13 protein-coding genes are annotated in these 14,700 nt (G+C 44.6%); 8 read left to right on the top strand and 5 right to left on the bottom strand.

Annotated features, from left to right (window positions below; genetic code table 11):
- Positions 1-115: 115 nt before the first annotated feature.
- The 4 genes from GVY04_04220 to GVY04_04235 form a co-directional block, all read right to left on the bottom strand.
- A complete protein-coding gene (locus tag GVY04_04220; GenBank protein ID NBD15359.1) occupies positions 116-652 on the bottom strand; it encodes a hypothetical protein in 537 nt (178 codons plus the stop codon).
- Between the two features lie 227 nt (positions 653-879).
- On the bottom strand, positions 880-1,935 hold the full coding sequence (locus GVY04_04225; GenBank protein ID NBD15360.1) for a hypothetical protein: 1,056 nt from the start codon (positions 1,933-1,935) through the stop codon (positions 880-882).
- A gap of 453 nt (positions 1,936-2,388) precedes the next feature.
- Positions 2,389-3,729: a folate/biopterin family MFS transporter gene (gene fbt / locus GVY04_04230; protein ID NBD15361.1), complete on the bottom strand. Its 1,341-nt coding sequence runs from the start codon at positions 3,727-3,729 to the stop codon at positions 2,389-2,391.
- Positions 3,730-3,767: 38 nt separating this feature from the next.
- Complete coding sequence (locus GVY04_04235) at positions 3,768-4,694, bottom strand: alpha/beta fold hydrolase (GenBank protein NBD15362.1); 927 nt, start codon at positions 4,692-4,694, stop codon at positions 3,768-3,770.
- 123 nt (positions 4,695-4,817) lie between these two features.
- On the opposite strand from GVY04_04235, the gene GVY04_04240 reads away from it, so the two are divergent.
- From GVY04_04240 to GVY04_04250, 3 genes are all read left to right on the top strand, one after another.
- A complete protein-coding gene (locus GVY04_04240; GenBank protein ID NBD15363.1) occupies positions 4,818-5,099 on the top strand; it encodes a DUF448 domain-containing protein in 282 nt (93 codons plus the stop codon).
- A gap of 216 nt (positions 5,100-5,315) precedes the next feature.
- The gene (gene infB, locus GVY04_04245; protein ID NBD15364.1) at positions 5,316-8,384 is read left to right on the top strand and encodes a translation initiation factor IF-2; all 3,069 of its coding nucleotides are present in this window, start codon (positions 5,316-5,318) and stop codon (positions 8,382-8,384) included.
- A gap of 109 nt (positions 8,385-8,493) precedes the next feature.
- Complete coding sequence (locus tag GVY04_04250; GenBank protein ID NBD15365.1) at positions 8,494-9,111, top strand: low-complexity tail membrane protein; 618 nt, start codon at positions 8,494-8,496, stop codon at positions 9,109-9,111.
- An 8-nt stretch (positions 9,112-9,119) separates the two neighbouring features.
- Here GVY04_04250 and GVY04_04255 read toward each other — a convergent pair whose 3' ends face one another.
- Positions 9,120-10,118 carry a hypothetical protein gene (locus tag GVY04_04255; GenBank protein ID NBD15366.1) on the bottom strand — a complete coding sequence of 333 codons (999 nt, stop codon included), beginning with the start codon at positions 10,116-10,118 and terminating at the stop codon, positions 9,120-9,122.
- Between the two features lie 150 nt (positions 10,119-10,268).
- On the opposite strand from GVY04_04255, the gene GVY04_04260 reads away from it, so the two are divergent.
- From GVY04_04260 to GVY04_04280, 5 genes are all read left to right on the top strand, one after another.
- A complete protein-coding gene (locus GVY04_04260) occupies positions 10,269-10,469 on the top strand; it encodes a hypothetical protein (protein NBD15367.1) in 201 nt (66 codons plus the stop codon).
- A gap of 110 nt (positions 10,470-10,579) precedes the next feature.
- On the top strand, positions 10,580-11,323 hold the full coding sequence (locus GVY04_04265; GenBank protein NBD15368.1) for a PspA/IM30 family protein: 744 nt from the start codon (positions 10,580-10,582) through the stop codon (positions 11,321-11,323).
- Between the two features lie 3 nt (positions 11,324-11,326).
- Positions 11,327-11,749, top strand: a complete 423-nt coding sequence (locus GVY04_04270) for a hypothetical protein (protein ID NBD15369.1) — start codon at positions 11,327-11,329, stop codon at positions 11,747-11,749.
- A 160-nt stretch (positions 11,750-11,909) separates the two neighbouring features.
- Positions 11,910-13,379 carry a DEAD/DEAH box helicase family protein gene (locus tag GVY04_04275; protein NBD15370.1) on the top strand — a complete coding sequence of 490 codons (1,470 nt, stop codon included), beginning with the start codon at positions 11,910-11,912 and terminating at the stop codon, positions 13,377-13,379.
- A gap of 320 nt (positions 13,380-13,699) precedes the next feature.
- Positions 13,700-14,677, top strand: coding sequence for a carbohydrate kinase (locus GVY04_04280; GenBank protein ID NBD15371.1), 978 nt, complete (start codon positions 13,700-13,702; stop codon positions 14,675-14,677).
- The last annotated feature ends 23 nt before the right edge of the window (positions 14,678-14,700 follow it).

Here is a 14,700-nt window from a genome sequence, read left to right on the forward strand (position 1 = left end):
GTGTAGCCTAAGAAAATGTGAGTCTCAACCGCATCGAGCGGTATCGACTCACCCGCTTTCCTCCCCCACCTGTTCCGAGGTGGGGGAGTCCCACGGATCTTTTGTTGAATCTTTATCATTGGTTGTTGCTGATTCTCACCAGCACTTCATTGATCATTTTTGCAGCGGAACAACGGACTCGACAACCGGGCTGAATTTCCCACCAACCCCAAGCACGATCTGGGCTTTGCCACAGCCTTAAATGCGGAATCGCTGGAGAGCAATAAAAGTTTTCGCATCCCTTCCCGAGTAACTGAGACGTGGTGTAAGTGAAGAAATCATGACTGACCCGGTAAATGGGAAAAGAACCGAATAAAGGGACTCCCCAGCCATCGAAAGCGATTAATCCGTTCACTGTTCCTCCCTGTTGCTGCCAAACTAATGCAGTTCCCATGGCACCGACGACCCCCGCACTAAAACCAATGAACGTTAAGGAGGTTCTCTTGCGGTCGCACTGTTGAGACAGCCACTGGTAAAGATCTAGAACATTGTAAGAAAGAATTGTTGGCGGAATGACTAATAAATCAAGATCAGTTTCCTCACGCCAGCCCATCGCAGTGATAAAATCTTCAGTCAGTTGGGGAGGATGAAAGCCCGGGCAAATAATAATCACGTTTTTTAGATATTTCATATTAGTTGCTAGAAGTTTATAAAGGCAGATTGGACAAAATAATATGATTTTAATCACAAAAACTTTCTACAAGATGCACCGCGATCGCGCAACATCAAGAAATTTTCACGCTCTCAGAACCGCCCAAATTCTTCGGTAAAGGCGTTAACAGTGAACAGTGATTCGTCACTCAACGTAAGTGCAGTCGGTCAAAAGGGAAGGGCATGACCTCAACTTTCCCTATTTTCTGGATTTTCCTGTGCTTCATCAAGAGGATCTGGCTGGGGAGACATTTCTTCTTCATTCTGGCTAGATTGCTCTTTTTTCTGAGAATGTCTTTTTCGAGAAGCCCGTTTTCGGATCTGTTTCAACCAGCGGATTTCCCACCAAGAACGAATTAAAAAACTGCCAATCAGCAAGGCTTGGAGATTGACCCGTATCGATTGTCCAACAAGCTGACGAGAACGATTGCCCTTTTGGTTGGTCACTTGTTGTCTTAGCTGTTTTTTTCGGTCCTCAATTTCTTCGATTAAGGTGGTACCTAGTTGAGAAGAATTAGACACCTCTTGTAAATTTAAAGCGACTGCAAGACGCTGGAGTTGCTGTTGAGATAATTGCTCACTCTCAAGCGTTTGTTGTAAGTTATTTAGCTGTTCGGTGCGAGCGGTTTCTTGACGACTAAATTGAGCAACTGTATTTTGCTGAATCCGGATTGTATTCATGATGCCTAACGGCACTAAAAGAATAAATAAGATACCGCCCAATAAAAGACCCCAACGAATTAGGTTTAAAAAGTTAAGTTCTAAGCGACGGACAAAATCCCGTTTGGGTAAGAAAATAAGCAGGATTGCCAGCAACAAAGCCCAGGCATTATTCACCATTTGGGTAAAGGCTTGAAATTCCCAATTTGGATTAGTTAACTGTGGCGGATACAGAATTAAAAGATAATCAATGACTGAGCCTAATAAGATAACGTATCCGAGCCAACTCAGTAGAAATAGGGAATTGGTTTCTTCTTGCCGAGAATAAGAAACTTGCTGAAAAGGGGAAACGAGATTAAAGGAAGGAAGTTTGAAAGTAGGAAAACTTAGCCCACGTTTCTTCCGACGAGACTTTTTCCGGAAACGAATGTTCAGAGAAGGAAGACGGAACTGAGAGTGCTTCCAAGAACGTTTCAGCCGACGGAACTTCCTGGATAAACCAAAATTGAGAGGAGGTAGCTGTAATGGTAACGATTTAAAAAAACGTTTGACCGGATTTCGTTTGCGAGTGGAACGTCTTGTCATGAAGTTTCATCGATTGTCAATAAAGGTCTATGATTTCGACATGAACTAATCATGATGATAATACCATTGAAAGTTATCGAATGTAGAAAATTAAAGGGATAGCACTCGCCACTATCCCTGTTTACGAATTAATTAACTGTTATTCCATCTAAAGGGTCAACTGTTCGATACTCAAGGGAAATGTTCAGAGTAAACCCGTTTCTTTCTGAGTAATTGCCTATTTCATCAAAATCATGAAGATTAAGCCCTTCAAATCTTCGATTCGGTGCCAGAGGCGATCGCGCTGAGACAACTTTTGCTTATGATCCAAGATTAATTTTCCTGAAGCTATTTCAGAATATTAATACCATCTCTCAGATTGGAAGTGACAGTCCCAGTGCTTCCATTCTCTGTGTTCTCTGTGACTCTGTGGTTCAATTTGTAGCAATCGTTTTCAGAAATAGTATAAGTTTTCTACTTTTCTGCCATTGGATCACTTGCTGGCAGTAAATTAATTAACGGTAAGGGGAGTAGTGTGGAAAGATTTGTGCAAATTACTAATAACCAAAGCCGGTCAAAATTATTTTCTGTTACCCCGAATAAAGCAGTTAATAACCCTCCTAATTCCTGAGATAGAAAACCTGCTAGATTGAAAATGGACATGATTAAGGCGAAAAACGTTGCTTCAATGCCCGCCGGGCATAGACGTGCTGCGAGGACTAAAATTGGCATCAAAGCAATTTCACCGATCGCGCTTAAAATTAAGTTATCACCGAGACTAAACCAATAATCATCAATTCCTAAGGCTCGGTTGGCATGAGTAACCAGCAGTAGAACACTCATTCCTAAAACCGAGGAAATAACGGTACTCCACCCTAAAACTTGCCGAAACGGAACCGTTTTCAAAAAACGTTGAAAAATCCAAACCCCAGCTAAAGAGGCAAAGCTACTCACTAAGCGCACCCGTCCCAAAAATTCAGGTTCAAAGCCTAATTCGTTGGTAATAAAGAAGAAAATGGCTGAGTCTGAGGTGGGAGTGGATTGCCAGATAAAAATAAATAGAGTGGGCAATAAAATCCGCTTTTGGCGAATCGCTTGCCAAAGTTGTTGAATTTGCGTTTGAATATTAGTTAAGGCTTGCTCCTGTTTTGCTTGGGGAAGCGGTTGTTCTGCAATCAACCACGCCATGGTGCAAAATACTAAGGGAAAGACGGCTGTCATGGCAAAAATCGTTTTTGGCGCAAATAACTCTAATAGCGAACCACTAAAGTAAGCTGTAATTAATCCCCCGAAAGCCGTTGCCCCCCAACTAAGCGATTGCAGCGAACCAGCATTGGCTAAAGATTCTTCTCGGGCGCGTTCGACAACTTGCGAATCGACAATGACATCGCTGATCGCGATCGAAGCGGAACTGATTAATAGTGCAATTGTAGCGGTCCAAGCACTATTGACCACTGTTGCCAAGGCTAACCAGGAAAAACTTCCCAGCAATCCAGAGAGGATTAAATAAGGACGACGACGATACCCTAAAATCGGAAACCCATCGGAAAGGAAACCAAACAGGGGTTTAATCACCCAAGGTAGAACCGCCAACCCAGTTAAGACAGAGACTTCTGCTGGCGTTAAGCCTAACTCATCTTTCAGGAAAAAGCTAATTGCCAGTCGGGCTAAATTGAGAACGCCCCGCACCACATAAATACTGACAATTGCAATTAATTCGGGTGTGGGATCATTGCCTAAAAATAGTTTGTCTTTAATAAAGGTTCGTACCCGCGTTTTCAGCTGCTGGGTACGAGACGCTGTAGAAATACTCATAAATATTTTGAATTGAGTTAGGTTGAACTGTCTTCAACTCAACCCACTGTTTCCGGATTACCCGCGACTGCTGTCATCACCCAATCTTTAATTTTTTCGTCCACCTCCTGTGGCACTTCATCATGGGGACAATGTCCAGCATTGAGAAAATGTTCTGTGATGTTGCTGTAATATTGATGAAACTGGCGCGATCGCGCTTGGGTATTCATCCAGGGATCGCCTTCTCCCCACAGTAACAACAACGGTGCTTCTAAACGCTGCAATAACTCATCAACTTTGTCTCCACGGGGACTTTTAAACACCGACGCAAATACCTTAGCTGCCCCCGGATCACAAGATGGTCGATAAATATCCTCGACCAACTGATCGGTTACGGCACTTTGGTCCACATACACTTGCTTCAACGTGCGCCGAATCATCGATTTACGGCGGGTATATTGAAATAGTAAAAAACTACTCCAAGGGTGTAATAGTATAGATCGCACTGCCTTTTGTAACCGTTGCTTAAACGTTAGTTTTGACGGCGTTTCTCCTTTTTCTTCAGAGTCGGAAAAAGGACCAGCACTATTGAGTAAAATCACACCTCGCGCCAATTCTGGATGATTGCCAGCAACACACAGCGCCGTATACCCCCCTAAAGAATTGCCAGCCAAAACCACTGGCTGACCAATCACCTGCTCAATAAACTCACACAGTTGTTCTTGCCATAATTGGCCACTGTAAACCCAGTTTGGTTTACTGGAACGTCCGAATCCTAGTAAATCAATGGCATAAACTTGAAAATCGTTTTGTAGTTCCGCAATATTTTTTCGCCAATGGTCAGTGGAGGCACCAAAACCATGAATTAACAAGAGAGGGGGATAGGTTGCTGTAGCACTTCCCGCTTGCACATAATAAATATTTTGTTCACGCCACTGCCAATAACGACCGGTCACCGTTGCTGAAACTGCTTGATTCACTTCCATAAACTAAAAATATTAAGTTTTGTAAACTACAAGCCCAAATACCTCCAGCATAGTTGAAAGCGAAAAGGATTTGCTATGGATCAATAGGAAGAACTTACTCTCATGATTACCCACTTTAACGGCATGAAAAAGAACTATCGGCGCTGCTTAAGCTGTCGGCGCATTGCTCCCAAAAGTGAATTCTTACGCATTGTTCGGGTTCATCCGACCAAAACGATACAATTAGATCAGGGAATGGGACGTTCGGCTTATATCTGTCCTTGCGCGAGTTGTCTCAAAAGCGCACAGCACAAAAACCGCCTAGGACGTGCCTTGAAGGTAAAAATCCCTGCTAATATCTATGAACAACTGTGGGAGCGGATTAACCAATCCTCCCCACCCTCGACGTTCACTTCAAAGAGGTGAGTCGAAATTCTAGAAAACGCTAACAATGTTGGTACAATAGGATACTCAGGGTTAAATTATAGGAGAAGTCATCTTCGCTTAAATATACATAATAAACTAAACTGAGATTCATCAAACATCAAATTTGGTGAAAAACTGCAAACAACTACTGTGATTAAGGGCCAAAACTTATGCTCTAAAAAAACAGAGAACTACAAACAACACGGGGGATAGTGGATGACTAAGGTCAGAATATACGATTTGTCACGAGAATTAGATTTAGAAAATAAACAAGTCTTGGATATTTGTAACAAGCTGAATATTACTGCCAAAACCCATAGCAGTAGTATTCCAGAAGCAGATGCAGAACGCATTCGTGCTGATGTGCAAAAAGGGGGTGTTCGTAACCAGCATGAGAATGGCAAAACTGGCACCAAAAACGGTAAAATCCCTAAAAAACATCAACAAAAAATTTTAGAAGTTCGACACCACAAACGGGAAGAAACCGAAGCCTCAGACAGCAAAAATGGGGATACAAGTCAGAGTTCACCCCAACTGAAAGGACCGCCGCGTCGTCCAGCCGGTCAAACAGATGTTGATCAAGACATTAAATCGAAACCAAAGATGAAACAGCCTGTAGAGGAAACCTCATCATCTTCCCCAGACTTAGCCAGTGCTGAACAAAAACTGGAACAACCGACAACCCCTGTCGAACAAACAACCGAGCAACCTGTCGCAAAAACCACTACACCCAAACAACCCCCAACCGTTTCCTCACCAGCATCGGCTCAAACAGAAGCACAATCTGAGCTGACACCTCAATTTGATGAAAGTAAAGAGCTGATTGGTCCGCCAAGTAAGCCCAAACCACCGCAGAAAGACGGTAAAAAAGTAGAAAAACCCAAAAAAACAGAAAAACCAACGCTGAAATCGGCAAAACCGAAGCCGGAACCGGAAAAAGGGCAAGCCACATCAGAAACAGCGGGGAAAACAGAAGAAAAACCAGCCCCCAAAAAACCCGCTAAACCGAAAATGCTGGCTAAACCGAAGCGGGTCGCCGATCAAGAAGCTCCCTCGGATGAGGAACAATTTACAAAAACTGCTAAAGAGGAAACTTCCGAAGAAGAGAGCAGTGATGAGAGTGAGTTACTATTAGAACAACCGAAACGTCCTCGCCCGAAACGAGTAGAAGGGCCAACCCGCACTGGTAAGAAAAAAGGTTGGGAAGAAGAAGAGGAGGATTCCGAAAAAGCAGAAGCGAAAGCACAGAAAAAACGTCGTCCAAAACCCATTATTGAAGATGACGACGAAGAATTGGCATTGGAAGAAGAACTGGAACAACCAGAAGAAGACTCCATCGCGCTGCGATCGCTGGAACGTCCTCCGAAACCTGAAGCATTGCAGAAAAAATCCTCTCCTCCAGCCAAAGCAGCACCGAGTAAACCCAAGAAAAATAAAGGAACCAGTCAACAAACCAGCCAACGGGGTCAACGTCAAGAAAAAGAATCCCGCCAAGAGCGTCCAGAAAGTATTACGCTGACCCAGGAATTATCTGTTCCTGCTTTGGCGGATCTGTTGGCCGTATCGGAGACGGAAATCATTAAGAATCTCTTCTTCAAAGGAATTCAGGTGAATATCACCCAAACCTTGGAAATTGAGACCGCGCGGATGGTTGCCGAAGATTTAGGGGTAACAGTAGAAATCCCAGAAGAAAAATCGGCAGCAACCAAAACCGAGATGCTGGATACGGAAGACTTGGAAAACTTACAGTCTCGTCCGCCAGTAATTACGATCATGGGTCACGTTGACCACGGGAAAACCAGTCTCCTCGACTCCATTCGGAAAACGAAAGTGGCAGAAGGAGAAGCGGGTGGCATTACCCAGCATACTGGCGCTTATCATGTGGATGTGGAACATGAAGGAGAGACCAAACAAGTGGTCTTCCTCGATACGCCCGGTCACGAAGCGTTTACCGCAATGCGGGCTCGGGGGGCAAAAGTAACGGATATTGCTGTGCTAGTTGTTGCCGCAGATGATGGGGTGCAACCGCAAACCCAAGAAGCGATTAGTCACGCGAAAGCAGCAGGAGTGCCCATTGTGGTTGCCATTAACAAAATGGACAAAGAAGGGGCACAACCGGATCGCGTGAAGCAAGAATTAACCGAACATGAGTTAGTTCCAGAAGAATGGGGGGGCGATACTCCCATGGTTGGGGTGAGTGCCATTACCGGGGATAACTTAGATGAGCTACTAGAGATGATTATTCTGGTCGCTGAACTCGAAGAGCTCTCTGCTAACCCAGATCGTCTGGCAAAAGGAACAGTTATCGAAGCCAACTTAGATCGCGCTCGCGGTCCCGTTGCTACCCTACTGGTGCAAAACGGTACGCTGCACATTGGCGATGTCATTGTTGCGGGTCCCTGTTTTGGAAAAATCCGTGCCATGATCGATGATCGCGGGGAACGGGTGGAAGCTGCTAGCCCTTCCTTCGCCGTGGAAATTCTTGGCTTGAGTGAAGTGCCTTCGGCTGGGGATGAGTTTGCCGTTTATAAAGATGAAAAAGAAGCGCGCGCGATCGCGCAAGAACGGACTGCCGATATGCGTACCTCCCGCTTGCAAAGAGCGGCTAGTTCCCGTCGCGTGACCCTGAGCAATGTTTCCGAACAAGCGCAAGAAGGTGAACTCAAAGAACTGAACCTGATTATTAAAGCGGATGTACAAGGTTCTGTAGAAGCGATTCAAAGTTCCTTATCCCAAATCCCTCAAAACGAGGTGCAAATTCGTGTCTTATATGCAGCACCAGGCGAAGTTACCGAAACGGATGTTGATCTTGCAGCCGCCAGTGGCGCCGTCATCATTGGTTTTAATACCACCCTTGCCTCGAATACCAAAGCCGCTGCCGATAAAGAAGGTGTGGATATTCGAGAGTATGACATTATCTACAAACTCCTTGATGAAATCCAAGGGGCAATGGAAGGTCTACTTGATCCCGAAGAAGTCGAATCTCCCTTAGGAACCGCAGAAGTACGAGCAGTATTCCCGGTGGGACGCGGGTCCGTTGCTGGCTGTTATGTCCAATCTGGGCGCATTGTCCGCAATCGTCAGATGCGGGTTCGTCGTGATGGCGAAGTGGTCTATCAAGGCAATATTGACTCGCTCAAACGGGTCAAAGAAGATGCCAAAGAAGTCCAATCAGGGTTTGAATGTGGTATCGGTTCCAATAAATTCAATAATTGGAAAGAAGGCGATATCATTGAAGCCTACGAAATGGTCATGAAACGGCGCACCTTAAATCCTAAGAAGTAACTTCTCATTCCCTCTCTCTACTGTTGTGGGGAGAGGGGCTGAGTGGGGGAGTATGGGAGAAGAGGTGACAAGGAAAAAACAATGACCAATGACTAATGACCAATGACTAATGGCTATGTATAAAAAAGATCCTTACTTATGGATTCATTTAGCGGGACTGGCGATTCTTCCCTTGTGGTTGGAGTTAGTGTGGTTAGGGCTAGCCGCCGGAAAACCGATTTTCCCCGTGGTCGTCGAACTGATTTTAGTGGCTGCAGTGGGCACAATGCCCATTACTTTCATGCAATGGGCACGTCCCTTTGACATTTTTAGCGTGTTAATCCTGGCGGTACAACCCGATCAGTTGAGTGAACCGCAACGACAAATTTTGCAAGTCTTTAAAACCTTAAAACATCGCATTCTAACTGGTTTAGGCGCGATCGCGCTCCTAGCTGGTTTATGGATTATTGCTCGTTATGCCCCTTTGGTTGCACCTGTCACTCCGTTTGCCAATCATTGGCTGGGATTAGCCGTTGCAGCGATCGCTTTTTTAGGAAGTAATTTGTTTTTACAAGTCCCCCTCAGCGTGATTGCTGTCTTCCTGACCAGTAATCATCAATTGGCTGAGTTGACCCCAGAAGCTCCAGAACAAATCACCAGTAATTATTTTGTTCCTGGATTTCGGGTGAAAAAGATTTTACCAGCAATTACTGTTGAACAGGGGCAATCTCCGTCCCCTGAACAATAACCTAAGCTTTATGGGATAGAATCAGGAGAGGGAGATGAGGGTGGCATTTCTTCTCCTGAAACAGCAGAAGCGGAACGATCATAAAGCTGACGGAACTCTTTACTCACTCCCGCTAGACGTTCTTTCCAATCAGGGTTTGGTTCAATTCCTTCAATGGAGCGATGATAGGCTAATAAAGTAACTGCCATTGCATAAGCATCTGAAATGGCTAGTTTAAACATCCACACCCCAACTAAAACTAAAACTCCCAGTAAGGTGCGAATTGCAGTCACTGGAATAATCGCTCCTAAGATAATTGCGGGAATGCCCAATACCATTAAAACCACAATCATTTCTAGATAGTTAAGAATAGTCAGCGCCGCGGCATTTGCCAGCACGGGTTTCCAAGATTGAGCATAGAGAATAATGCCATCTTCAGCCACTGACCAGATATTCGCTTCTCGATATTGATACGCTCGACTTAAAATCGCTTCATCAATATAGGTGGTAGCAAATTTAGAAACTTGGGTAACCAGTTTATTGAAGTTATCGAATTGGTTGAAACTTTTAAAATCGGGCAGTGGCATGATTCGTATTAATTGGGCAAATGTACAATTCATCCGCTGAACAATTCGATCAATCATTTGATCTACAGCAAACATCAACGTGGTATCTCTAAACCGCGCTTTGACTTGTTGCCGACCATATTTTATTTGTGATCCTTGAGGGGTTTGACCGTAAACAATATACTCGGTCATCACTGCAATATGAGCAGCCTGTAAGAGGTAGAAGAAATAGCGTTTTGCCCATTGCACCAACGCCCAAGCCCCGCCTAGAGCAACAACAAATACAATCACTCCTAGTAAACTGAACGCTTGACCCAATAGCCAGGCAATTCCTGCGGCAACTGCCAAGTAAACCGCAAGCCCTAGACCCAGTAAAGCGTAAGTGCCAAGTCGAATCCAGATAAACGGCATGGTTTTCCGAATCAGTCCGATTGCTTCCCTTAAATAAAGCTTGATTTCCATTTAATTAACTCCTATTATGTGATTTAATTAAATGATATTCAGCGAATTCGATTCTCAGCCATAATATGTTTGTTTTGTATCCCGAGTAGCAGAAACTGCTTAACAATTTGAGCTATGTTAGAAAGTAGAGTGAATAATATTGGGAACGGTATGGCAAGTACAACGATCAAAGAACAACAATTTTCGGACGACCAAGCCATTTGGGAAAACTTACGCAGCGCGATCGCTGCTAGTTCTGGTTTTGCCAGTTGGCAAGCCGAAAAAGGGCTCAAACACACCGAATCCCACGAAAACCTAGACGAGCAAGTCCGTAGCTACCTCCGAGAAACTCTAGAAACCCTTGCTTATTAAACCCAGTCTCACCACCGCGGAAAATACTCCCCTGCGATGAGTCTACTCTAAGGGGAGTTTTGTTATTCTAGGCTATCATCGTTCTTAGAACTACTATTAATTCGTTAACAATGGGTTTTTTACAACGTCTTTGGCGCCTTATCAAAGCCAATATCAACAGTTTATTAAAGAAAACCGAAGATCCTGAAAAAATTCTTGAGCAAGCTGTCTCTGATATGCAGGAAGACCTGGTAAAAATGAGGCAAGCGGTTGCTCAGGCGATCGCGTCGCAAAAACGCACGGAACGTCAAGCCAACCAAGCACAAAGTACAGCTGAAGAATGGAAAAAACGTGCTCAACTGGCCCTAGAAAAAGGCAATGAAGAGCTAGCAAGAGAAGCGCTGACCCGTCGTCAAAACTATCAACAAACTGCTGACAGCTTGAATGGACAGCTAAGCCAGCAAAATCAAGTAATTGACAAACTCAAATCGGATATGCGGAAATTAGAAAGTAAAATTTCCGAGGCGAAGAACAAAAAAGATATGTACATTGCACGAGCCCGTTCAGCAGAAGCCACCCAACGGGTCAATGAGTTTCTGCAAGGAGTGAATACGGGGAGTTCTCTCAGCGCCTTTGAACAAATGGAAGAGAGAGTCTACGAAATGGAAGCCTCGGCAGAAGCCAGCCAAGAAATGGGGCAAGATGATATTGAACAACAATTTGCTGCCCTTGAACAAGGCAGTAATGTGGATACTGAACTTAGCGAAATGAAACAGCAATCACAAGCCAGTTCCCGCCAAAAAGAACTTCCTGCTAGCCAACAAGCAGCAGTGGATCAAGAACTGGAACAACTTCGCTCAGAATTGAAACAGTAGGACATGGAACGAGGATTAATTTGGCTTCCCCTCTTGGCATTATTCATTGGCTTAGCATGGGCGGGGTGGAATGAATATCAAAAAGTGGAAGCCTATCGCCATTGGGCAGAACAATTTGATCGGGCAAAATATGACATTTACGCCGTTTTAGGGCAAAAAGCCGATCAGATTACTTGGGGAAAACCCACTCGGGGGAAACCGGAGGCCTTACAAACTTTTTCCCTTAATGATGTCGCTGAAATTCAACTGTTCGTTGATCGCACACCGGTTTCCCTAGAGGCTTTACCTCGGAAAGGCAAACCAACAATTCATTTTGCTTTTCCCGACGCCGAAGACATAGAAATCCCCTTTACTGATATTTCCCTAGCTGCCCGTTGGACAGAAAAATTGCAAGCACTGGCTAGGGAGCAAACCATTAGTCATTAGTCATTGGTCATTGGTCATTGGTCATTGGTCATTAGGGAATAGGCAATAAAAAATTCTCCTGGTCTCCCTGGTCTCCCTGGTCTCCTTGTCTCCCCCTCACCTTGTCCCCCTACGTCTGGCTGATATGATTGCTATTGTTAAGGTCAACACAGCAACGACAATGTCAAGACGGGTTCCGAAGCTATGGTACCATCAGGGGACACTTTTACTGCATCCACCGCCACAGGGAAAAAGTTGGATTGATTTTGCGACTTGGGACGATCGCGTGGAAAAGTTTCGGATTCCAGCGATTCATTATCGCCCGTTAGTGGAAACGTTACAAAGTGAGGACATTAATTTCCTAGATGAGGCAAAAGACTTTCAGTCCTTAGCGTTAAATTCTCGCTTTGAAATGACCCCTTATCCCCATCAAGCAGAAGCTTTAGCGGGATGGAAAGCAGCAGGAAGACAGGGGATTGTGGTGTTGCCGACAGCGGCGGGAAAAACCTACTTAGCGCAGTTAGCGATGGAAGCCACACCCCGCACCACATTGATTGTCGTTCCCACCTTAGATTTAATGCACCAGTGGTACGCCCAACTCGAAGCCGCATTTCCCGATGTCGAAGTCGGGTTATTAGGAGGAGGATCGCGCGATCGCAGCGATATTTTAGTGGCAACCTATAACAGTGCTGCCATTCATGCGGAAGCCCTCGGAAATCGCTATGCCTTTTTAATTTTTGATGAATGTCATCATCTCCCAACCGATTTTTATCGGGTGATTGCAGAATACGCGATCGCGCCCTACCGTCTAGGACTCACGGCAACGCCAGAACGTTCCGACGGCAATGAACGCGATTTAGAAGCCCTCATTGGTTCGGTTGTCTATCGAAAAACGGCAAAAGAATTATCGGGTGATGCCCTCGCCAGTTATAAAACCGTTGAAATTAAAGTTAAGTTATCTCCCAAAGAAAAAGACACCTATCAAAGCGCGATCGCGCTTCGGAATCAATTTTTAAAGCAGAAACGAATTTCTTTAAGTAACTTAAAAGGGTGGCAATTATTTGTAAAAGAAAGTGCGCGCAGCCAAGAAGGAAGACGCGCCATGTTAGCCCATCGGCAAGCCAAAGAAATTGCCTTAGGAACGGATAGTAAGCTACGAGTTCTAACTGAATTAATTACTAAACATTCTCCCGAACCCATCTTAATTTTTACTAACGATAACGCTACTGTTTATCGGGTTTCTCAAGACTTTTTAATCCCGGCTATTACCCATCAAACCCCCGTTAAAGAACGCCATTTTATTCTGCAACAATTCAAATCAGGTATCTATAAAACTCTTGTCGCCTCTCATGTTCTCAATGAAGGGGTTGATGTTCCCGATGCCAGAATTGCCATTATTTTATCAGGAACCAGTTCCGCTCGGGAATATATCCAACGCCTCGGTCGTGTTTTGAGAAAAGGAAAAACAAAAGACAAACAAGCGATCCTTTACGAAGTAATTGCTGAAGAAACTAGCGAAGAACGAACCTCCGAACGCCGACGGGGTGAGCCAACTTCCAAACCAGGTCAATTGGAAATGTTTCCCTCACCAAAACCCAAGGCTCCTTTTACTCCAAAAGCAGCAGAAGAGGGTGAACGCTATGACACATAATAGGTCAATTTTTACTACTGATTCATTTTGGTAAAAAAACAGAAGACACGATATTTAATCCCTTTGCTCCCTCCTTACTTCTCCTCATTTTCTCTGAACAAGCGTAGAAACACTGTAACCCACGTTCCGCATTCTGAATGAACGCACTACTTTATTTTGCTTTTTAGCATTATTTATCCGTGAATTAAAAACAATTTTTTACTGTTTTGTAGCAAAAGAAACGTAGTTTTGGGGGAAATTTTCAGTAAAAACCGATATTTTGAAGAGGGGGTGCGGAATGTGGGTTTAAAATATGGAAAAAGCGTAAAGGAAACGGTGCCATGACACAAGTGCTTTGCTTAGGGGAAATTTTATATGATTATTTAGCCCAGGAAGCGGGGAAATCAGTCGAGAACGTCAATAATTGGATTGCTTATCCAGGAGGAGCACCAGCCAATGTGGCAACGGCGCTTGTCAAACTGGGAACATCAGCCGGCTTTATTGGTTGCATTGGCAAAGACGAAGCCGGGCAATCTCTAAAACAACTTTTGTTAGACATTGGGGTCAACTGTCAAGGGATTCAAGAACATCCCACGGCTCCCACGCGACAAGTTTATGTAACCCGCTCGCTAGATGGCGATCGCGCTTTTGCTGGCTTTGGCGATCAGCCCACTGATCAGTTTGCGGATGCCTTCCTCGATGCCGATCAACTACCGGTTGCCTTATTTGAAAAAGCCCAGTTTTTAGTCATTGGTACCTTAGAACTGGCTTATCCCATGACTCGCAAAGCTATCTTTCGCGCCCTCGATCTAGCGAATACTTATAACTTGAAAGTGCTGCTCGATGTCAATTGGCGACCAATGTTTTGGCCGAATCCCGATGCCGCGATCCCCCTCATTACCCAATTATGGAAAACGGTAGACTTTGTTAAATTATCCCGAGAAGAAGCCGAATGGCTTTTTAGTACGAGTGAGTCGGGCGCGATCGCGCACCAGCTTTCTTCGGTTGAAGGCGTCTTTATTACAGACGGCGAAGGCATGATTAGCTATTACTTCAACGATTTTGAAGGGAAAATTCCAGCTTTTCAAGTCTCAGTTCAAGATACAACCGGTGCGGGGGATAGTTTTGTTGCCGGCTTAGTCCATCAACTGTGTCAACATGGCTTAAATCATCTCAATAGCACCGTCGCAGTTAAGGAAGTGATCACCTACGCCTGTGCTGTGGGCGGGTTAACGACCACCCAACCCGGTGCCATTTCTGCTCAACCGACGGCTGAAGCTGTAGAAGCATTTCTAATGGAATTAGCTCACAATAATTAATGATATAGTAAAAATACCTGGTA

It is taken from the genome of Cyanobacteria bacterium GSL.Bin1 (assembly GCA_009909085.1).
Lineage (GTDB): Bacteria > Cyanobacteriota > Cyanobacteriia > Cyanobacteriales > Rubidibacteraceae > Halothece.